The sequence below is a fragment of the Delftia sp. Cs1-4 genome, assembly GCF_000214395.1.
In the GTDB taxonomy this organism is placed as follows: Bacteria; Pseudomonadota; Gammaproteobacteria; order Burkholderiales; family Burkholderiaceae_C; genus Comamonas; species Comamonas acidovorans.
This window is the reverse complement of the sequence record NC_015563.1, coordinates 2,189,674-2,208,538: the sequence shown is the minus strand read 5'-3', so window position 1 is coordinate 2,208,538 and position 18,865 is coordinate 2,189,674. Positions and strand designations below refer to the sequence as shown.

The 18,865-nt window shown below is 67.3% G+C and carries 17 protein-coding genes and 1 other RNA gene; 9 read left to right on the top strand and 9 right to left on the bottom strand.

Annotation, left to right across the window (positions count from 1 at the left end; genetic code table 11):
• Window positions 1-48 precede the first annotated feature (48 nt).
• Together rnhA and DELCS14_RS09790 are read right to left on the bottom strand one after the other, a co-directional pair.
• Window positions 49-495 (bottom strand): ribonuclease HI, encoded by a 447-nt coding sequence (gene rnhA / locus DELCS14_RS09795; RefSeq protein ID WP_013801482.1) that lies wholly within the window; start codon window positions 493-495, stop codon window positions 49-51.
• Entirely contained in the window at window positions 492-1,322 is an 831-nt protein-coding gene (locus DELCS14_RS09790) for a class I SAM-dependent methyltransferase (RefSeq protein WP_013801481.1), read from the bottom strand. The genes rnhA and DELCS14_RS09790 overlap by 4 nt, the downstream gene beginning before the upstream one ends.
• Between DELCS14_RS09790 and gloB the strand changes: the two genes are divergently transcribed.
• Entirely contained in the window at window positions 1,321-2,094 is a 774-nt protein-coding gene (gene gloB / locus DELCS14_RS09785) for a hydroxyacylglutathione hydrolase (protein ID WP_043795919.1), read from the top strand. The two genes, DELCS14_RS09790 and gloB, sit on opposite strands and share 2 nt — an antisense overlap.
• A complete protein-coding gene (locus DELCS14_RS09780; protein ID WP_012206697.1) occupies window positions 2,094-3,629 on the top strand; it encodes a transglycosylase SLT domain-containing protein in 1,536 nt (511 codons plus the stop codon). The genes gloB and DELCS14_RS09780 overlap by 1 nt, the downstream gene beginning before the upstream one ends.
• Before the next feature lie 76 nt (window positions 3,630-3,705).
• Here DELCS14_RS09780 and DELCS14_RS09775 read toward each other — a convergent pair whose 3' ends face one another.
• The 5 genes from DELCS14_RS09775 to dnaX all read right to left on the bottom strand — a co-directional run bounded on the left by DELCS14_RS09775 (window position 3,706) and on the right by dnaX (window position 8,666).
• Window positions 3,706-4,734, bottom strand: a complete 1,029-nt coding sequence (locus DELCS14_RS09775; RefSeq protein WP_224986458.1) for an ABC transporter substrate-binding protein — start codon at window positions 4,732-4,734, stop codon at window positions 3,706-3,708.
• A gap of 152 nt (window positions 4,735-4,886) precedes the next feature.
• Entirely contained in the window at window positions 4,887-5,318 is a 432-nt protein-coding gene (locus tag DELCS14_RS09770; RefSeq protein WP_012206699.1) for an MAPEG family protein, read from the bottom strand.
• A gap of 45 nt (window positions 5,319-5,363) precedes the next feature.
• Entirely contained in the window at window positions 5,364-5,954 is a 591-nt protein-coding gene (gene recR / locus DELCS14_RS09765; protein WP_012206700.1) for a recombination mediator RecR, read from the bottom strand.
• 145 nt (window positions 5,955-6,099) lie between these two features.
• Window positions 6,100-6,432, bottom strand: coding sequence for a YbaB/EbfC family nucleoid-associated protein (locus DELCS14_RS09760; protein WP_012206701.1), 333 nt, complete (start codon window positions 6,430-6,432; stop codon window positions 6,100-6,102).
• Window positions 6,433-6,479: 47 nt separating this feature from the next.
• Window positions 6,480-8,666, bottom strand: a complete 2,187-nt coding sequence (gene dnaX / locus DELCS14_RS09755; RefSeq protein ID WP_013801478.1) for a DNA polymerase III subunit gamma/tau — start codon at window positions 8,664-8,666, stop codon at window positions 6,480-6,482.
• A 100-nt stretch (window positions 8,667-8,766) separates the two neighbouring features.
• Here dnaX and ffs point away from each other — a divergent pair.
• Window positions 8,767-8,863, top strand: an RNA gene (gene ffs, locus DELCS14_RS29410) — signal recognition particle sRNA small type.
• Between the two features lie 65 nt (window positions 8,864-8,928).
• Here ffs and DELCS14_RS09750 read toward each other — a convergent pair.
• On the bottom strand, window positions 8,929-10,305 hold the full coding sequence (locus DELCS14_RS09750) for a TIGR03862 family flavoprotein (protein ID WP_013801477.1): 1,377 nt from the start codon (window positions 10,303-10,305) through the stop codon (window positions 8,929-8,931).
• A gap of 271 nt (window positions 10,306-10,576) precedes the next feature.
• Here DELCS14_RS09750 and trxA point away from each other — a divergent pair, with 271 nt between their 5' ends.
• Window positions 10,577-10,909: a thioredoxin TrxA gene (gene trxA / locus DELCS14_RS09745; RefSeq protein WP_012206704.1), complete on the top strand. Its 333-nt coding sequence runs from the start codon at window positions 10,577-10,579 to the stop codon at window positions 10,907-10,909.
• A gap of 266 nt (window positions 10,910-11,175) precedes the next feature.
• Window positions 11,176-12,438: a transcription termination factor Rho gene (rho, locus tag DELCS14_RS09740; protein WP_012206705.1), complete on the top strand. Its 1,263-nt coding sequence runs from the start codon at window positions 11,176-11,178 to the stop codon at window positions 12,436-12,438.
• A gap of 75 nt (window positions 12,439-12,513) precedes the next feature.
• On the opposite strand, the gene DELCS14_RS09735 is transcribed toward rho, so the two are convergent.
• Entirely contained in the window at window positions 12,514-13,923 is a 1,410-nt protein-coding gene (locus DELCS14_RS09735) for a CoA transferase (RefSeq protein WP_013801476.1), read from the bottom strand.
• 101 nt (window positions 13,924-14,024) lie between these two features.
• Here DELCS14_RS09735 and DELCS14_RS09730 point away from each other — a divergent pair, with 101 nt between their 5' ends.
• The 4 genes from DELCS14_RS09730 (at window position 14,025) to DELCS14_RS09715 (ending at window position 18,837) form a co-directional block, all read left to right on the top strand.
• Window positions 14,025-15,218 carry a citrate synthase family protein gene (locus DELCS14_RS09730; protein ID WP_013801475.1) on the top strand — a complete coding sequence of 398 codons (1,194 nt, stop codon included), beginning with the start codon at window positions 14,025-14,027 and terminating at the stop codon, window positions 15,216-15,218.
• 114 nt (window positions 15,219-15,332) lie between these two features.
• A complete protein-coding gene (locus DELCS14_RS09725) occupies window positions 15,333-15,578 on the top strand; it encodes a type B 50S ribosomal protein L31 (protein WP_013801474.1) in 246 nt (81 codons plus the stop codon).
• 155 nt (window positions 15,579-15,733) lie between these two features.
• A complete protein-coding gene (locus DELCS14_RS09720) occupies window positions 15,734-17,473 on the top strand; it encodes a hypothetical protein (protein WP_013801473.1) in 1,740 nt (579 codons plus the stop codon).
• Window positions 17,470-18,837 carry an MATE family efflux transporter gene (locus tag DELCS14_RS09715; protein ID WP_013801472.1) on the top strand — a complete coding sequence of 456 codons (1,368 nt, stop codon included), beginning with the start codon at window positions 17,470-17,472 and terminating at the stop codon, window positions 18,835-18,837. The genes DELCS14_RS09720 and DELCS14_RS09715 overlap by 4 nt, the downstream gene beginning before the upstream one ends.
• Window positions 18,838-18,865: the final 28 nt, after the last annotated feature.

The window sequence follows — 18,865 nt, the reverse complement described above, 5'->3', positions numbered from 1 at the left end:
GAGGTGGAAGCAAGGGACGGGCATTGCACCCGCCCCCGCACCAGGCGCTCAGCGCCCCAGTGCCTGGTCCACGCCCTTGTTGGCCAGGGCGTCTGCCCGCTCGTTGCCAGGGTCGCCTGCGTGGCCCTTGACCCAGCGCCAGTCGATGCGGTGGCCGCCACCCTGGACCAGGGCGTCCAGCCGCTGCCACAGCTCGACGTTCTTGACCGGCTCCTTGGAGGCCGTCTTCCAGCCCTTGGCCTTCCAGCCATGGATCCATTCGGTGATGCCCTTGAGCACGTACTGGCTGTCGATGTAGAGCACCACATCGCAGGGCCGCCTGAGCGCGGACAGCGCCTCGATCACGGCCATCATCTCCATGCGGTTGTTGGTCGTGTTCAGCTCGCCGCCGAACAGCTCTTTCCTGGCGCTGCCGGCCTCCAGCACCACGCCCCAGCCGCCGGGACCCGGATTGCCCTTGCAGGCGCCGTCCGTGTAGATAACAACTTGATTCAAAAAATTTCCTTGGGTTGAATGGCCCGGCCTTCAGGCCGGTTGGAATGCGGATCGCTGCCCTGCACCGCCTGCGCCGGCATGCGGTGGGCCACAGGCACGGAGGCGCCCGACACGGCTGCGCGGCCACGCCAGGCAGGCTCCAGCATGCGTGCGCCCGGCACGCGCTTGACGGCCACCACGCAGTACACGCCGCCCAGCATGGGCCAGCCCAGCCGCCCCACGCGGTCCATGAACTGCCAGCGCCGCAGCCAGCGATCCGTCTGCACGGCAGGACGATAGCAGCCGAACTGCACGGCCTCGATCTCGAAGGCCAGCAATCGCAGCCAGTCGCGCAGCCGCCAGTAGCCCACGCCCCAGCCCACATCGGGCAGATACACGCCGCGCTCGGCACGGCGCTGCACGCCCAGCAGACTGGCGGGGTTGAGCCCGCACACGACGATACGGCCCTCCGGCATCAGCACCCTGGCCGCCTCGCGCAATACGGCATGCGGGTCCGGCGAGGTCTCCAGCGTGTGCGGCATGACGACGAGGTCGAGGCTGGCCTCGGAAAACGGCAGCGCGGCCGGATCGGCCAGCAGCGCCACGGGCACCTCCAGCGGCGGCACTGCCTCGGCTGGCACCGCATCCTGCATGGAATCCAGGGCCAGCCAGCGGTGCGGCATGCGATTGGCGCGCAGCCCCTGGAGCATGGGCATGCCCAACTGCAGGCTGTGATAGCCGAAAATATCGGCCACCGCCTCGTCGCAGCGCTGCTGCTCCCATTCCAGCAGGTAGTGGCCGAGGGCAGATTGCGTCCAGTGATGCGTCCCTATAATTTTGCTGCTCATGAACCTGTTGCCCATCCCCGCTTTTTCCGACAACTACATCTGGCTGCTGTACGACGCAGGGCAGGCCCTGGTCGTCGATCCCGGCGATGCAGCGCCCGTGCTGGCCAGCCTGCGCCAGCTGGACTTGCAGTTGCAGGGCATTTTAGTCACCCACCACCATGCCGATCATGTCGGCGGCGTGGCGCAGCTGCGCCAGGCCACGGGCGCCCAGGTCTGGGGCCCCGCCTACGAGCAGTTGCCCGAACCCGTGCAGCGTGTGCAGGGTGGCGATACCGTGCAGGCCCTGGGCGGCCCCTGGCAGGTCATTGACGTGCCCGGCCACACCAGCGGCCACATCGCCTTCTACAGCACGGCGGCGCAGGCGCAGCCCGTGCTGTTCTGCGGCGATACGCTGTTTTCAGGGGGGTGCGGGCGCCTGTTCGAAGGCACGCCGCAGCAGATGCAGCAATCGCTGGACGATCTGGCCGCGCTGCCGGACAACACCCTGGTCTGCTGCGCACATGAGTACACAATGTCCAACCTGCGCTTTGCGCAGGCCGTGGAACCAAACAACCAGGCCCTGGCTCACTACCAGAGGCATTGTCAGGCGTTGCGCGAGGCCGGCCGGCCCACGCTGCCTTCCCTGATGGAGACCGAGCGCTCCATCAATCCCTTTCTTAGAACGCGCGAATCCGCAGTGGCCGCCGCCGCCGCAGGCTTCGACGCACAGGTGAGACAGCAGGACCCCGCCGGCGTGCTGGCCGGCCTGCGCCAATGGAAAAACGTCTTCTGATGAAACTGCTACACACCCTGCTGCTGGGCAGCCTGCTGGCTCTTGCGGGCTGCGCCACCACCAGCAGCCCGGACCTGGCCAGCACGGCCCCCGCCCCCAGCACCGCACCGCACTCCCCGATGTACCCCAACGGACCGCTGAGCCCGCTGGGCACAGGCAGCGCCGGCAACGGCGGCGTGGCCTCGCTGGAGACCACGGGCGATCTGTGGGTACGCATTCGCCAGGGCTTCGCCATGCCCGACCTGGACCAGGATCTGGTCAAGGACCGCGAGCAGTGGTATGCCAGCCGGCCCGACTACATACAGCGCATGACCGAGCGCTCCAGCAAGTACCTGTTCCACATCGTCGAGGAACTGGAGCGGCGCAACATGCCCACCGAGCTGGCACTGCTGCCCTACATCGAGAGCGCCTTCAACCCGCAGGCCGTCTCCACCGCCAAGGCGGCCGGCATGTGGCAGTTCATGCCGGCCACCGGCACCTATTTCGACCTCAAGCAAAACGCCTTCCGCGACGACCGCCGCGACGTGCTGGCCTCCACGCGCGCCGCGCTGGACTACCTGCAAAAGCTCTACGACATGTTCGGCGACTGGCACCTGGCCCTGGCTGCCTACAACTGGGGCGAAGGCAGCGTGGGCCGCGCCATCAAGCGCAACGAGAAGCTGGGCCTGCCCACGGGCTACACCGACCTGCAGATGCCGGCCGAGACCCGCATGTACGTGCCCAAGCTGCAGGCCGTCAAGAACATCGTGGCCAACCCCGATGCGTTCAACACCGAGCTGCCGCTGATCGAGAACCACCCCTACTTCCAGACCGTCACCATCACCCGTGACATCGACGTGGAACTGGTGGCCAAGCTGGCCGACGTGTCGACCGATGACTTCAAGGCGCTGAATCCTAGCTTCCGCAAGCCGGTGATCTTTGCGGCCGGCACGCCGGAGATCCTGCTGCCCTGGGACAACGCCAAGGTGTTCCGCCGCAACATGCAGGCCTTCGACGAAGGCCAGTACGCGAGCTGGACCGTGTGGACCGTGCCTTCCACCATCAGCGTGGCCGAGGCGGCCCAGCGCGTGGGCCTGGGCGAGTCCGACCTGCGCGCCCTCAACAACATCCCGCCCCGCATGCTGATCAAGGCCGGCTCCGCGCTCATGGTGCCGCGCGGCGCCAACGTGCGTGCCGACGTGGCCGGCCACGTGGCCGACAACGGCCAGATCAGCTTTGCCCCCGAGATCGTCACGCGCCGCACCACCATCAAGGCCCGCAAGCGCGACACGCTGATCAGCGTGGCCAACCGCTACGGCGTCAGCGCATCCAATCTGGCGGACTGGAATGACCTGAAGTCCTCCGCCACCCTGCATGCCGGCCAATCGCTGGTGGCCTACCTGCCGGTGCGCGCCAGCAGCGGCGGCAATGCCCGGGCGGCCAAGTCCACCGGAACCGCACGCAAGGTGGCCGTGCAGCCGCAAAACCGCAACGCCAAGGTGTCGGTCACCACGGCGCCGCGTGGCGGCAAGCCATCCAAGGTGAAAAAGCGCTGAAGGCGCTGAAGGCACCGCCACTGCCCCACTCCAAAGAGCCCGCTTTCGCGGGCTCTTTTGCGTACGGCCCGGGGGCTCAGGTGTGGAAACGCTGGCGGGACTGCCGCACGAATTCGTTGGTGAACGAGCGCTCCAGGTCGATACCGCTGCGCGCCAGCGCAGGGTTGAGCCGGACCAGGGCGCGCAGGGCCGTGGCAGGCCCGTCATCGGGCATCAGGCCATCCGGGGAGATCGTGGTGCGCATGTGCTCGAAGGCCGACAGATAGGCGCGCCGCGAGCCCAGCAGATAAGGTGCAGGCACGGCCCTGAGCACATCCATGGGCGCGGCGGTCTGCAGCCACTTGAGCGATCGGACCATGGCATTGCTCAGCGCCTGGGCCTTGGCAGGGTTCTTGCGCAAAAAGGCCTGGGTCGCGTACAGCGTGCCCGAGGGCATGGAGCCGCCGTACAGCTGTGCGCTGCTGCGCAGATCACGCAGGTCTCTAACGATGCGCACGGCTCCCTTGTCCTCCAGCACGCTCATCAGCGGGTCCGCATGGCAAAGCGCATGCACGCGCCCGGTGCGCAGCGCCTCCATGGCGTCAGGCCCCGAGCCCACACCCACCAATTGCACCAGATCGGCCTCCAGACCATCGCCCAGCAGCATCAGTTGCACGGCCCGGGCCGTGGATGCGCCCAGCGAGGACACGCCCACGCGCCGCCCGCGCAGGTCAGCCAGCGTCTGGTAGCGCGGCATCCAGCGCGAGGACACGCCCAGCGCAATCTGCGGCGCACGCCCCTGCACGACAAAGGCACGCAGCACACTGCCGCGCTGCTGCGCGACAAGCGTGTGTTCATAGGCACCCGCGCACACATCGGCGGCGCCCGATTCCAGCGCCTGCAGCGACTGAGACCCGCCCGGATAGTCATCGATGCGCACGGTCAGGCCCTCGGCCTCGAAATACCCCAGTTGCTGGGCAATCACCAGCGGCAGGTAATACAGCAGGCCCTGACCGCCCACGGAAATCGTCACCAGCTCGGCCGAACCGAGGGAAGGAAGCGACCAAAGGGAACCCAGCCCCATGAGGCTCAACAAGGTTCGGCGATCAAGCACGTGGGAAGACATGGTGGTTATTTTGCTGCAGTGCAACAAGATCATGCCCAGAGCCCGCATGCACAGCATCGGTGCTTGCCCGTATGTGAAACACCGTAGGCTTCAGGGCCAGCACGGCGAGCGGTGAACACGCGCCCGGCCCTCACCCAGGTCTCACCCAGGCCTCAGCGGTAGCCCGCGAAAAACAGCAGCAGATTCACCACCAGCGCCAGCGCCCAGGCCAGACTGCGCAGCGTGGCGCGGTCCGTCACATAGAAGGCGATGTAGGCAATGCGCAACACAACAAAGGCCACGGCCAGGCCATCGACACGCGCGGACGGTGCACCCAATTGCCAGGCAACCAGCAAGGCGCCAATGAAGAAAGGCAGGCACTCGAAGCTATTGGCCTGCGCCGCGTTGGCCCGTGCCTGGTAGCCCGTCTGCTGCGCCAGCCAGGCCCGGGGTTCGTGGTTGTCGAAACCGCGCTGCCCCGGCCGGTGCTTCATGCCGGGCGCCTTGGCGATGTAGGCGCAGGCCAGCGGCAGCAGGGCCGCCACCAGCAGGCACCAATGCGCTATGGAGAAGCCGCCGGGCGGCAGGATGACAGAGGTCGGCATACAGGCTCCTGATGAATAGACAAGAAACGCCAGCCGCCTCGGCCACTACCGGCGGTCCACCAGCGCATGGGCGATCGTACCGAGGTCCACGTATTCGAGTTCGCTGCCTATGGGCACGCCGCGCGCCAGCCGCGTCACATGGATGCCGCGCGCCTTCAGGGCCTCGCTGATCGCATGGGCCGTGGCCTCGCCTTCGGCCGTGAAGCTGGTGGCCAGGATCACCTCCTGCACCTTGCCGTCGCCGGCACGCTCCAGCAGGGATGACAGGTTCAGATCGCGCGGACCTATGCCGTCGAGTGGCGACAACCGCCCCATCAGCACGTAGTAATAGCCTTGGTAGGCACCCGTGCGCTCCATGGCCGCCATATCGGCGGGTGCCTCCACCACGCACAACCGGGCCGCGTCACGCCCTTCATCCTGGCAGATGGAGCAGATGCGGCCTTCGGTGAAGGTATGGCAGCGCTCGCAGTGGGTGACCGACTCCACGGCCGTGGTCAGGGCACGGGCCAGTTGCCGCGCGCCGTCCTGGTCGCGCTGCAGCAGGTGGAAGGCCATGCGCTGCGCCGACTTGATGCCCACACCCGGGAGCCTGCGCAAGGCCTCGATCAGGCCATCGAGCGATTGCACGTCCGACATGGCAGCTTCCTTTCAATGGAGAAGGTTCTCAGAAAAAAAGCGATCTGCAGGGGCAGATCGCTCGATGGCCACTCCACACGAGTGGGCAGCTGGAGAAGCCGGCATGGCCTCTCCAGGCTGTTCGGCACAACCGCTGGGGCCTGCCTCAGAACGGGAACTTCATGCCGCCCGGCAGGCCGGGCATGCCGGCCGTGAGCTTGCCCATCTTCTCGTTGGAAGTCTCTTCGGCCTTGCGCACGGCGGCGTTGAAGGCGGCAGCCACCAGGTCTTCCAGCATGTCCTTGTCTTCGGCCAGCAGGCTGGGGTCGATGGTGATGCGCTTGACGTCGTGCTTGCAGGTCATGACCACCTTCACCAGGCCCGCGCCAGACTCGCCTTCCACCTCAATGTTGCCCAGTTCATCCTGGGCCTTCTTGAGGTTGTCCTGCATGGCCTGGGCTTGCTTCATCAGGCCGGCCAGTTGTCCTTTGTTGAACATGTGAGTTCCTTCTTCTGTAGGGTAAAAACGAAACGCTCTAGAGCGTGTCAGGGCTGAATGGATACGGGCTTGATACTGCCGGGCACGATTTTCGCGCCATGGCTGCGGATCAGGGTCTGCACCAGAGAATGATTCATCACGATGTCTTCTGCAATGCGCTGGCGCTCATGGCTGGCCACCGCATTGCGCCGCGCGGGGCTGTCTGCCACGGCGCCTTGCTCGACATGCAGTTGCCGCGCCAGGCCAGCGGCCTCCAGCGCCGCACGCAGGCGCTCGCGCGTGGCGGGCTGGGCCAGCGAGCTGCTTTCCACGCGCAGCGTCCATGCATCGCCATCGCGCGCCACCAGTTGCGACTGCAGCGCCAGCTGCCGCGCCAGCGCCGTGACGGCCTCGGCCTGCACCAGTTGCTGGACGGCAGCGTGCCAGACATCGCCGTCGGGCGTGCGCTCCACGGTCGGCGCGGGAGGCGCACCGGGGGACTGGCGGCCACGTTCGGGAGCGAAGTCCTGCACATCGATCTGAGTGTCGATCTGCGGTTCGGACTGCCGTGCCACGGCAGCGGCAGGCGGCTCCAGGGCCAGATCTCCGTCATCGCTCCAGCGGCCTTCGTCGGCCCAGCCTTCATCGGGCATCCCGGCCCAGGCACCCTCGTCCGGTGCATCGGCATCCTGCGCCTGCGGCGCCTCATCGGCAGAAGAGTCTTCGTCTTCCTGCACATCGTCCACGGGCTCATCCACAGGCTCGTCCAGGGGCTCCTGGGCGACACCGGCGGCCGGCTTAACCTCTGGAGCAGCGGAAGGCCTGGCCTCCCGGACAGGCGCAAGCACGGGTTCCGGCCTGGCAACTGGGGCCACGGCCACGGGCGCCTGAACAGGTGCTGCAGCCGCAACGGCTTGCACCACGGGAGTGACCACGGCGGGCGCAGCGGTCACGGGAGATGCGACAGGCGCGACAGGAGCAGGAGGCGCGACCGGGACGGGCATGGCCGCCTTGGCCGGCACAGCGGGAGCCTCAGGCACAGCGGGCTGTGCGGGCCGCGCCTGCGCCACGGGCGCGGGAGATTCAGGCTTCGCCGTGGAGGGGGTCAGCGCTGGAGTTTTTTTTTCAGCCGCGCCCGGGGCGGGCTCTGCAGATTGCGGCTTGAACGCCAGCAGCCGCAGCAGCGCCATGGTCAGCGCCGCGTACTCGTCGGGGGCCAGGCCCAGTTCGGCCCGACCATGCAGGCAGATGCTGTAGAGCAGCTGGGTTTCGTCGCGCGGCATCAGCACCGCAAGGCGGGCGATCTCTGCGGCTTCTGGATCGCTGGCGTCGGCGGCCATCTGCGGCACGGCCTGTGCCACGGCCATGCGCTGCAGCACGGCGCACATTTCCTCCAGCGTGGAGGCGGCAGACAGGCCATTGCGGCGCAGCGCGTCGGAGGTTTCCACAACCACTTGGCCATCAGCCTGGGCGAGTGCCTCTATCAGGCGGAACACATGGCTGCGGTCCACGCTGCCCAGCATCTGGCGCACCGTGGCCTCCTGCAGCTGTCCGCTGCCAAAGGCAATGGCCTGGTCCGTCAGCGACAGCGCATCGCGCATGGAGCCACGCGCGGCGCGCGACAGCAGGCGCAGGGCCTGGGGCTCGGAGGCCACGCCTTCCTGCCCCAGCACCTGGCCCAGATGCTCCAGCACGGTCTCGGGCGCCATGGGCCGCAGGTTGAACTGCAGGCAGCGGCTGAGCACGGTCACGGGCACCTTCTGCGGATCGGTGGTGGCCAGCACGAACTTCAGGTATTCGGGCGGCTCCTCCAGCGTCTTGAGCATGGCGTTGAAGGCCGTGTTCGTGAGCATGTGCACTTCGTCGATCATGAAGACCTTGAAGCGTCCCTGCACCGGCTTGTAGACAGCCTGCTCCAGCAGGCTCTGCACCTCGTCCACGCCACGGTTGGAGGCAGCGTCCAGCTCCGTGTAGTCGGGAAAGCGCCCGCTGTCGATTTCGGTACAGGCCGCACAGACGCCGCAGGGCGTTGCCGTGATGCCGCCCTGGCCATCAGCGCCCTGGCAGTTGAGCGACTTGGCCAGAATGCGCGAGACCGTGGTCTTGCCCACGCCGCGCGTGCCGGTGAACAGATAGGCATGGTGCAGGCGCTGCTGCGTCAGGGCATTGGTGAGCGCCTGAACGACATGCTCCTGCCCCACCATTTCAGAGAAATTGCGGGGGCGGTATTTGCGGGCCAGCACAAGATAAGACATCCCGCGATTCTACGGGGCTGGGCGCCCTTGCCCGAGGCGACCCGGGTTTGGCCGGCCATGTCGTCCGGGCGGCCCGGTGTTTGCCCCTATAATCGAGAGTGACGGGCCTCCTCGCATGGGGAAGCGGCCAACCGGGTCAGGTGGGGAACCAAGCAGCCCTAACCGTGAAACCAGTGCCGAGGGCAAGGCTCGTCACCTTCATTGAACAGCAGGCCCTGCGGGCGCCTGCCCCGTCCAGGCCCGCTGCGGCACCCTCTTCTCCTTAACGCTCTGCGCCATCCGCCTTGAGATAGCGCGCAACGCCTTGCGCCGCCTGCAGGCCGCTGGCCATGCACGCCGTCAGCAGGTAGCCGCCCGTGGGAGCCTCCCAGTCCAGCATCTCGCCGGCACAGAAAACGCCAGGAGCGGCTGCGCACATGCCGTTGGCGTCCAGAGCTTCCAGCCGCACGCCGCCTGCCGTGCTGATGGCCTCGTCAATGGGTCGGGCCGCCACCACAGTGATGGGCAGGGCCTTGATGGCATGGGCCAGCCGCACAGGGTCAGCCACACCTTCCTTGCCCAGCACCTCATGCAGCACGGCGGCCTTGATGCCGTCCAGGCCCAGGCGCCCCTTCAGATGGCTGGCCAGGCTGCGCGAGCCGCGCGGATGGCGCACTTCCACCAGCACGCGCTCGGGCGTCAACTGGGGCAGCAGGTCGAGATGGACGGTGGCCTGCCCATCGCGCGCAATGGCTTCGCGCAGCGCCGCAGAGACGGCATAGATCAGGCTGCCTTCCACGCCCGTGGTCGTGGCAATGAATTCGCCCTTGCGCGAGAAAACATGGCCCTTGCCATCATCAAAGGACAGCGCCACCGACTTGAACGGCTGGCCCGCAAAGCGCTCGGTGAAGTAAGGACTCCAGCCGCGCGCAGGCTGGGGGCTGGCGCCCAGCAGCTCGGCCATGAACTCCCGGCGATCGATCTGTCCGCCCGAAGCCGCGCCGTCCAGACCCACATCGAACCCGCAGTTGGAAGGCTTCAACGCAGCGACTTCAACACCGCGCTGCTCCAGCAAGGGCAGCCAGGCGCCATCCGAGCCCAGGCGCGCCCAGCTGCCACCGCCCAATGCCAGCACCACGGCCCTTGCCCGCACCTGCAGCCGCCCTTCGGGTGTATCAAAGCCCAGCGCATCGCCGTCTTGCCAGCCCAGCCAGCGGTGGCGCGTGTGCAGGACCACGCCCTGGGTCTGCAGACGCACCAGCCAGGCACGCAGCAAGGGCGCAGCCTTCATGTCCTTGGGGAATACGCGGCCCGAGCTGCCCACAAAGGTTTCCACGCCCAACTCGCCGGCCCAGGCACGCAGTTGATCCGGGGACAGCAGCTCCAGCCAGCGCGACACCTCGGCACTGCGCTCGCCGTAGCGGGAGACAAAGGCGGGCAGGTTTTCGGAATGGGTCAGGTTGAGCCCGCCCTTGCCTGCCATGAGGAACTTGCGCCCAGCGGAGGACTTGGCCTCGAACACATGGACATCCAGCCCCTTGCCGGCCAGCCCTTCGGCCGCCATCAGGCCCGCAGGCCCCGCACCGATCACCGCCACATCGCAGTCCATCGTGCGCGCTGCCGCACCGGGTTCAAAAGCATCCATCACATCAGTTTCCATTCCATGCTCGCATTCAACTTGGCGCTGCCGGCCGGCACATATGCCTGCAGCGCGGGCGCGCAGAATACCCTGCCGCAGGCCGGTCTGCGCGCAGGCGCCACTAATTCCCGGAGTCCCGGCAACCCTGTCGCCACCCCATAAACAGCTATGACAGTCATAGCATTGAGCTACCGCCCATACGGTGCAGCAGGTGATAGGTTTCTGTCACAATCTTTTTGCGGTGCGGATTTTCCTGCGCCTTCCTCATTGCGAAAAATCAAGGACTCCACCCATGGCCAGCGAACTGATCAAACACATCTCCGACGCAAGCTTTGAAGCCGACGTCTTGCAGCCTGGCACCACGGTGCTGGTCGATTACTGGGCCGAATGGTGCGGCCCCTGCAAGATGATCGCCCCCATCCTCGACGAAGCAGCGCAGACCTACAAGGAAAAGCTGTCCATCGCCAAGATGAATGTGGACGAGAACCGCGAGATCCCCGCCAAGTTCGGCATCCGCGGCATCCCCACGCTGATGCTGTTCAAGGATGGCCAGCTGGCCGCTACCAAGGTGGGCGCCCTCAACAAGGCACAGCTGTCCGCTTTCCTGGAACAGCACCTGGCCTGATTCCCCCGACGGCCCCGCACACGGGGCCGTCACAGATGCGGGCCGGCGTTGGCCGCAGCACCGCATCGCACTGGCGCATAAACGAGGCGCCAGCGCAAATTTCCCTGTGACCTTCGGATTTTTTCCTGTCATAATGCCCTTCATCACCGGCCTTATGCATTGAAGGCCGCGCTGAGACCCTCAGGCAAGCCAGCCCACTTCCACAGTGTTTCGCTTGGCTCAACGCCTTCCCCTGGTTTCTTTCCACTCCGTTCTGGAGTCACTCCATGCACCTTAATGAACTCAAGGCACTGCACGTGTCTGAAGTCCTGAAGCAGGCCGAAGCGCTTGAGATCGAAAACGTCGGTCGCATGCGCAAGCAAGAGTTGATGTTCGCCATCATCAAAAAGCGAGCCAAGGCAGGCGAACAAGTGTTCGCCGACGGCGTGCTGGAAATCCTGCCGGACGGTTTCGGCTTTCTGCGCAGCCCCGACACCAGCTATACGGCCAGCACCGACGACATCTACATCTCGCCCAGCCAGGTCCGCCGCTTCAACCTGCACACCGGCGACATGATCGAAGGTGAAGTGCGCACGCCCAAGGATGGCGAGCGCTACTTCGCACTGACCAAGCTCGACTCCGTCAACGGCGGCTCGCCCGAGCAGAACAAGCACAAGGTGCTGTTCGAGAATCTGACCCCCCTGTTCCCCACCCAGCAGCTGCGCCTGGAGCGCGAGATCAAGGGTGAGGAGAACATCACCGGCCGCATCATCGACATCATCGCCCCCATCGGCCGCGGCCAGCGCGCGCTGATCGTCGCACCGCCCAAGAGCGGCAAGACCATGATGATGCAGAGCATCGCCCATTCCATCACGGCCAATCATCCCGACGTGCACCTGATGGTGCTGCTGGTCGATGAGCGCCCCGAAGAAGTGACCGAGATGCAGCGCTCGGTCAAGGGCGAAATCATCGCCTCCACCTTCGACGAGCCCGCCACGCGCCACGTGCACGTGGCCGAGATGGTGATCGAGCGCGCCAAGCGCCTGGTCGAGCTCAAGAAGGACGTGGTCATCCTGCTGGACTCCATCACCCGCCTGGCCCGCGCCTACAACAACGTCGTGCCCTCGTCGGGCAAGGTGCTGTCGGGCGGCGTGGACTCCAACGCCCTGCAGCGCCCCAAGCGCTTCTTCGGCGCGGCTCGCAATGTGGAAGAAGGCGGCTCGCTGACCATCATCGCCACAGCCCTGGTGGATACCGGCAGCCGCATGGACGAAGTGATCTTCGAAGAGTTCAAGGGCACGGGCAACAGCGAACTGGCCCTGAACCGCCGCCTCTACGAGAAGCGCGTGTTCCCCGCCATCGAACTCAACAAGAGCGGCACACGCCGCGAAGAACTGCTGCTGGCTCCCGAGATCCTGCAAAAGACCCGCATCCTGCGCCAGTTCATGTACAACATGGACGAGATCGAGGCCATGGAGCTGATGATCAAGAACATGCGTGCCACGAAGACCAACGTGGACTTCTTCGACATGATGCGCCGCGGCGGCTGATCGCACAGATCCAGCCCACGGCCCCCACAGACGCCTCGCTCACGCGGGGCGTTTTGCATTCCAGCCGCCCCCGTCTCACCACGCTGCGACAGACGTGCCCAGCGCACAGGCCGCGCGCTCCCAATGCATGGGCGCCCCCGCCACCTCCTCTGGCGCCCGCAGGCGCCGCGCCGCGCCCCAGGAGGTCGCCTCGATCGCCACGCTGAAATCCTCGGCACCGCTCACCGGCGCCAGCGGGCAGGTATCCGGGTCGCCCACGCCATGTCCGGCTAGAAGATGGGCCGTGCGCGCCAACGAGGCGCGCACCGTGCTGCCGCCCTGCCCCTGCATGCGCCGCACCAGCGCCATCACCACGGCGGCAGCCATCAGATAGCCGGTGGCGTGGTCCAGCGCCTGCAGCGGCAGGGGCGTGGGCCGGTCACGGCCCAGCCGGTGCATGCCTGCATCGGCAATGCCGGCGCTCATCTGCACCAGGCTGTCGAAGCCGCGCCGCCGCTGCCAGGGCCCGCTCCATCCATAGGCGTTGAGCGACACATCGATGAGCGAGGGATTCAGCCGACGGCGCCACGCGGCCCCGAATCCCAGCCCCTCCAGCGCACCGTCCCGGTAACCGTGGACCAGCACGTCGGCGCCGGCCAGAAGTTGCTCGAACACGGCACGATCCTGGGGCGCCCGCAGGTCCAGCCGGGCGCAGCGCTTGCCCAGCGTGACTTCAGGCACCGTACCCGGCTCCTCCCAACCGGGCGGATCGATGCGCAGCACCTCGGCACCATGGCCCGCCAGCCAGCGCGTGGCGGCGGGACCGGCCAGGATGCGCGTCAGATCCAGCACGCGCAGCCCCTGCAGCGGCCGCTGCGCCGATGGCTGCCACGCACCAGCACTGAAACTGAAGGGCTGGCCCGGCTGCGGATGCACCTGCCACGCCAGCAAAGGCTCCTGCTGCACGGCCTGCCCCTGCGGATGCGCAGCCCAGGCAGCCAGCCCGCGCATGGCGGCGGCACAGCCACCCTGCGCGACAACGGCCGACTCCAACTCATGCGCCGCCCAGCGCCTGACCGCCGTCGCCACAGCCTCCCGGTCGGCCGGCGCGTCGAGCACGGCCAGCGCCGCTGCGCGGTGGTGGGGCGCATTGGTATGCAGGCGGATCCAGCCATCGGCCGTGCGGTAGTCACCGGCCACGGCGTCCCACAGCGCGGGCATCTCCCAGCCCAGTGGATGCAGGCTGCTGCCAAACCACAGGGACGCGAGCCTGCGGTCCACCACCACCTGCGGCGCGGCAGCGCCGCATTGGGCCACCAGCTCGGAGATGGCAAGGCCTGCCACACCCAGGCTGGCCGCCGCCAGATCGGAGACCGGAAACACCGAGGCCAAGGCGCCTTGCCCGCGCATCTCCAGACGGTGCAGCGCGCCATGGGCACCGTCCAGTGCCGCCCAGATCTGGGCGGCGCAGTGATCAAAAGCGCAAGGGGACGGAAGACTGGACATGGAGCACTCCTGGCAACGGAAACAAGGGTTGGAACTCGCACGATAGATTTCCAGAAAATATTGTCAATATTGATTAAATAAATCAACATATCATCACGTCCATGCCCGACTACCTGAACTCGACCGAAGCCACCGCACTGCTGGGCGTGAGCCGCGCCACGCTGTATGCCTATGTCAGCCGGGGGCTGCTCCATGCCCATGCGGCAGACACGCCGCGCGAAAGCCGCTACCTGCGCGAAGAGGTCGAGCAGCTCGCGCGCCAGCGCGGCCAGGGCCGCAAACCCCGCGAAGTCGCCCAGGCCGCGCTCAACTGGGGCCTGCCGGTGCTGGAGTCATCGATCACGCTGATAGAACAGGGCCGCCTCTACTACCGTGGCGAGGACGCCGTGGACTGGGCACGCGCGCACACGCTGGAAGAGACCGCCGCCCTGCTCTGGCAATACCCGGCCGATGCCGCCTTCGCCGCACACGCCGTGGAGGCCGCCCCTGTGTTGCCCGACCTGCAGCAGCGCATGGCCGGCCAGCCTTGCGAAAACACGCTGCTGGCCCTGTTCACCGTCGCCAGCGATGACGCGGCCACTGCCGCATGGCAGCAATCGCCAGAACGGCTGGCGGCAGGCTGCGGAGCGCTCCTGCGCCTGCTGGCAGCCTGCCTGCTGGGCACGGCGCCGGACAAGGCCCCCATCCACCTGCAATGCGCCCAGGCCTGGGCGCTGGACGCACAAGGCGCCGACCTAGTGCGCATGGCCCTGGTGCTGTGCGCCGACCATGAACTCAACGCCTCCGGCTTCACGGCGCGCTGCGTGGCATCCACGGGCGCCAGCCTGCGGGCGGCCGTGGTGGGAGGCCTTGCCGCCCTGACGGGCGGGCGCCACGGCGGCACGACCGCGCGCGTCGAGGCGCTCTGGGACGAGCTGGGCGAGGCGCAGGCCCCGGCACGCCTGCGCCAGCGCCTGGCGCGCGGCGAGACCCTGCCCGGCTTCGGCCACCACCTCTACCCCGAAGGCGATGTGCGCGCCGCCCTGTTGCTGGAAATGCTGCCCAGGCAGGGACCGGCGGCGGCCTTGGCGGCCGAAGTGATGGCACTCACTGGCCTGGCCCCTTCGGTCGATTTCGCATTGGTGGCCCTGCGGCGGCACCTGCAGCTGCCGGCGGGCAGCGCCTTCGGGCTGTTCGCGCTGGGCCGCTGCGCAGGCTGGCTGGCACAGGCGCTGGAGCAGCGCGCCACACGGCAGATCATTCGGCCACGCGCGGCGTACACTGGCCCCAGGCCCGCCGGCTTGGCACGCAACTGAGCACTATGCGATAATGCAGGGCTTTTTCTTGCGGAAAGTACGCTTGATTTGAACCGCTACAAAGGTTGCAGCGGGTCAGGCACGGCTACCGCACTTGCATCAGAAGGAAAGATCATGAAAGAAGGCATCCACCCCAACTACCGCGAAGTTCTGTTCGTGGACCTGTCCAACGGCTTCAAGTTCGTGACCCGCTCCTGCGTGAACACGAAGGAAACCGACACCTTCGAAGGCAAGGACTACCCCCTGTTCAAGCTGGACACCTCGTCCGAGTCGCACCCGTTCTACACCGGCACGCAAAAGTCGGTGGACAACATGGGCGGCCGTGTGGAGCGCTTCCGCAACCGTTTCGGCAAGAAGTAAATCCTGCTTCTCCGGCCAGAAGGGCAGCACGGGCAACCGCGCTGCCCTTTTGTTTTTCGCAGTCCGGCCAATCCCTGCCGGCCAGCCATGTTCCACGCTTTTCGAGGCCCTTGCTTCGCGTATTCTTGCGCCCTCCGTTGCAGAAAGTCCTGTGAGTGAACCAGCCCACCCCTGCCATCGTTGCCCAAAGCGCCGTGCGCCGCCTGCCCCGCTGGTCGCTGCTGCTGCTGTGCCTGGCCTATGTCGTGCCCGGATATGTGGGGCGCAGCCCCTGGCGCATGGCCGACATGGAGGCCTTCGGCTACATGCGGGAGCTGGCCCTGGGCCATACCTCGTGGCTGGCACCGCGCATGGCGGGCCTGCTGCCCGAATCCGAGGGCCTGCTGTCGTACTGGCTTGGCGCGCTGGCCATGCAGGGAGCGCCTTCCTGGCTGAATCTGGAGATGGCGGCACGCCTGCCCTTCATCGCCATGCTGGTGCTCACGCTGACGGCCACCTGGTGGGGCGTGTACTACCTGGCGCGCACGCCGGGCGCGCGCCCCGTGGCCTTTGCCTTTGGCGGCGAGGCACAGCCCACCGACTATGCGCGCGCCATGGCCGATGGCGGCCTGCTGGCCCTGGTGGCCTGCCTGGGCCTGGCCCAGCTTTCCCATGAAACCACCAGCTACATGACCCAGCTCGGCTGCGCGGCCCTGCTGTTCTTTGCCGCCGCAGCCATGCCCTACCACGGCCGCACCGCCATGCTGGCGCTGCTGCTGGGCCTGCCAGGCTTGGCGCTGAGCGGCGCGCCCACCGTGGCCACGCTGTTCGGCCTGGGCGGTGCGACCATGGCGTTTTTCTCGCGCACCTGGGGTGACGAGCCCTCGCTCGCGCCGCGCGAGGCGCGCATCTGGACCGCGCTGTGGCTGGGCGTCACGCTGCTGGCGGCTGCACTGTCCTGGTGGCTGGACCAATGGGCCTGGCGCCTGGTGGACAGCGGCACCGCCAAGGAATGGCAAAGCCTGGTCAGGCTGCTGCTGTGGTTCAGCTGGCCGGCCTGGCCGCTGGCCATGTGGACCCTGTGGGTCTGGCGCCGCCAGATCGCCGCGCCTCGCCGCTATCCCCATCTGGCGCTGCCGCTGTGGTTCGCCGTCATTCCGGTGATCGCTTCGCTGAGCACGCTGCCTGCGGACCGCGCCCTGCTGCTGGGCCTGCCCGCCATCGCCACGCTGGCAGCCTTTGCCCTGCCGACGCTGCGCCGCAGCATCAGCGCCTTGATCGACTGGTTCACCCTGCTGTTCTTCAGCGCCGCCGCCATTGCCATCTGGGTGATCTGGCTCTCGCTGCAGACGGGCATTCCCGCCAAGCCGGCCGCCAATGTGGCCAGGCTGGCTCCGCAGTTCACGCCGGAATTCTCGGTGTTCTCCTTCGCCGTGGCGGTTGCCGCCACCTTGGCCTGGTGCGTGCTCGTCGCCTGGCGCACATCGCGCAACCGCGCCGCCATCTGGAAGAGCCTGGTGCTGCCGGCCAGCGGCGCCACGCTGGGCTGGCTGCTGCTGATGACGCTGTGGCTGCCGCTGCTGGACCACGCGCGCAGCTTCGAGCCGCAGATGCGCCAGGTGCTGGCCGAACTGCCCAAGGACGGCAGCTGCGTGCAAACCTATGGCCTGCCCCGCGCACACATTGCGGCGCTGCGCTTTTACGGCGACATCGACACCCAACGCCTGAGCATGGCCGGCGCCGCACGCTGCGACTGGATGGTGGCCGAGGAAGAAACCTGGCTGGACCCGCACAGCGCGCGCCTGCAGGGCACCTGGGAAACCGTGGCCCGCGTGGTGCGCCCCACCGATCGCAAGGACTTCCTGCTGGTCTTGAAGCGCAGGCCCGAGGCGAGCCGCGCCCAGGCCAGGCCATGAGCCAGCCCGCGCGCGCGCCACTGGGCACCGAACGGCGCACCATCGCCCAGCACGCGCTGACCGTGCTGGCCGGGCAGCTGGCGGTGATGGCCTTCGGCGTGACCGACACCATCGTGGCGGGCCGCTACGCCGAAGAAGCGCTGGCAGCGCTGTCCGTGGGCTCGGCCATCTTCGTGAGTGTCTATGTCTCGCTGATGGGCATCTTCCAGGCCCTGCTGCCGCTGTGGGCCGAGCATCGCGGTGCCGGACAGCCCGAGGCCATAGGCCGCACGCTGCGCCAGGCCATGTACATGCTGCTGGCCGCCTGCGCCCTGGGCATGGGCGTGCTGCTGTTTCCCGATGCGCTGCTGCGCTGGGCCGATGTGCCGCCACCGCTGCAGGTGGAGGTGCGGGCCTATCTTTCGGTGCTGGCCTGGAGCCTTCCGGCCGCGCTGCTGTTTCGCATCTACAGCACACTGAACCAGGCGCTGGGCCATCCCCTGCTGGTGACCTGGCTGCAGCTGCTGTCGCTGCTGCTGAAAATCCCCCTGTCGATCTGGCTGGCCTTTGGCGGCGCCGGCCTGCCTGCGCTGGGCGCCGAGGGCTGTGCCTGGGCCACGCTGGTGGTGAACTACGCCATGGTTGCCCTCGCATTCGTGCTGATGCGCAGCCAGAGCCTGTATGCGCCCCTGGCGCTGTGGCAGCGCATGGAGCCCCCGAACTGGCCGCAACTGGCGCAGTTCGCTCGACTGGGCGTTCCTGCAGGGCTGGCAATTTTGGTGGAGGTGACCTCGTTCACGCTGATGGCCTTGTTCGTGGCGCGCCAGGGCACGCTGTCCTCGGCCAGCCACCAGATTGCTGCCAATCTTGCGGCGCTGTGCTACATGGTGCCCCTGTCGCTGGCGATTGCCACCAGCGCGCGGATCAGCTACTGGCGCGGCGCGGGGGACGAGGCCATGGCGCGCCGCCTTGTCACCATGGGCTGGCGGCTTGCGGCAACGGGTGGACTGGTGCTGGCCTCGGCACTGTTCCTGTCCCGCGAGGGCCTGGCCCGCATCTACAGCAGCAACCCCGAGGTGGTGGCCACTACCGCCAGCCTGCTGGCCTGGGTGGCTGCCTACCATGTGGCCGACGCCGTGCAGACCTTCTGCCTCTTCGTACTGCGCTGCTACCGCATCACCGTGGCGCCGCTGGTCATCTACTGCCTGCTGCTGTGGGGCGGCGGACTGGCCGGCGGATACTGGCTGGCCTACGGCACGGACAGCGCCCTGCCCGCCTGGCTGCACCATGGCACGCCCGCCCCGTTCTGGGCCAGCAGTGCCTGTGCGCTGCTGGTGACGGCCCTGGTGTTCAGCGCCATCGTGCGCAAAGCCACAGGCCGCTGAACGGCAACGACCGTTCACACGGGGCCAC

Bases quoted from the DNA above. Each gene is read 5' to 3' on its own strand.
- gloB (WP_043795919.1), top strand. From the start codon at position 1,321: ATGAACCTGTTGCCCATCCCCGCTTTTTCCGACAACTACATCTGGCTG.
- DELCS14_RS09790 (WP_013801481.1), bottom strand. From the start codon at position 1,322: ATGAGCAGCAAAATTATAGGGACGCATCACTGGACGCAATCTGCCCTC.
- DELCS14_RS09780 (WP_012206697.1), top strand. From the start codon at position 2,094: ATGAAACTGCTACACACCCTGCTGCTGGGCAGCCTGCTGGCTCTTGCG.
- DELCS14_RS09775 (WP_224986458.1), bottom strand. From the start codon at position 4,734: ATGTCTTCCCACGTGCTTGATCGCCGAACCTTGTTGAGCCTCATGGGG.
- DELCS14_RS09770 (WP_012206699.1), bottom strand. From the start codon at position 5,318: ATGCCGACCTCTGTCATCCTGCCGCCCGGCGGCTTCTCCATAGCGCAT.
- recR (WP_012206700.1), bottom strand. From the start codon at position 5,954: ATGTCGGACGTGCAATCGCTCGATGGCCTGATCGAGGCCTTGCGCAGG.
- DELCS14_RS09760 (WP_012206701.1), bottom strand. From the start codon at position 6,432: ATGTTCAACAAAGGACAACTGGCCGGCCTGATGAAGCAAGCCCAGGCC.
- dnaX (WP_013801478.1), bottom strand. From the start codon at position 8,666: ATGTCTTATCTTGTGCTGGCCCGCAAATACCGCCCCCGCAATTTCTCT.
- DELCS14_RS09750 (WP_013801477.1), bottom strand. From the start codon at position 10,305: ATGGAAACTGATGTGATGGATGCTTTTGAACCCGGTGCGGCAGCGCGC.
- trxA (WP_012206704.1), top strand. From the start codon at position 10,577: ATGGCCAGCGAACTGATCAAACACATCTCCGACGCAAGCTTTGAAGCC.
- rho (WP_012206705.1), top strand. From the start codon at position 11,176: ATGCACCTTAATGAACTCAAGGCACTGCACGTGTCTGAAGTCCTGAAG.
- DELCS14_RS09735 (WP_013801476.1), bottom strand. From the start codon at position 13,923: ATGTCCAGTCTTCCGTCCCCTTGCGCTTTTGATCACTGCGCCGCCCAG.
- DELCS14_RS09730 (WP_013801475.1), top strand. From the start codon at position 14,025: ATGCCCGACTACCTGAACTCGACCGAAGCCACCGCACTGCTGGGCGTG.
- DELCS14_RS09725 (WP_013801474.1), top strand. From the start codon at position 15,333: ATGAAAGAAGGCATCCACCCCAACTACCGCGAAGTTCTGTTCGTGGAC.
- DELCS14_RS09715 (WP_013801472.1), top strand. From the start codon at position 17,470: ATGAGCCAGCCCGCGCGCGCGCCACTGGGCACCGAACGGCGCACCATC.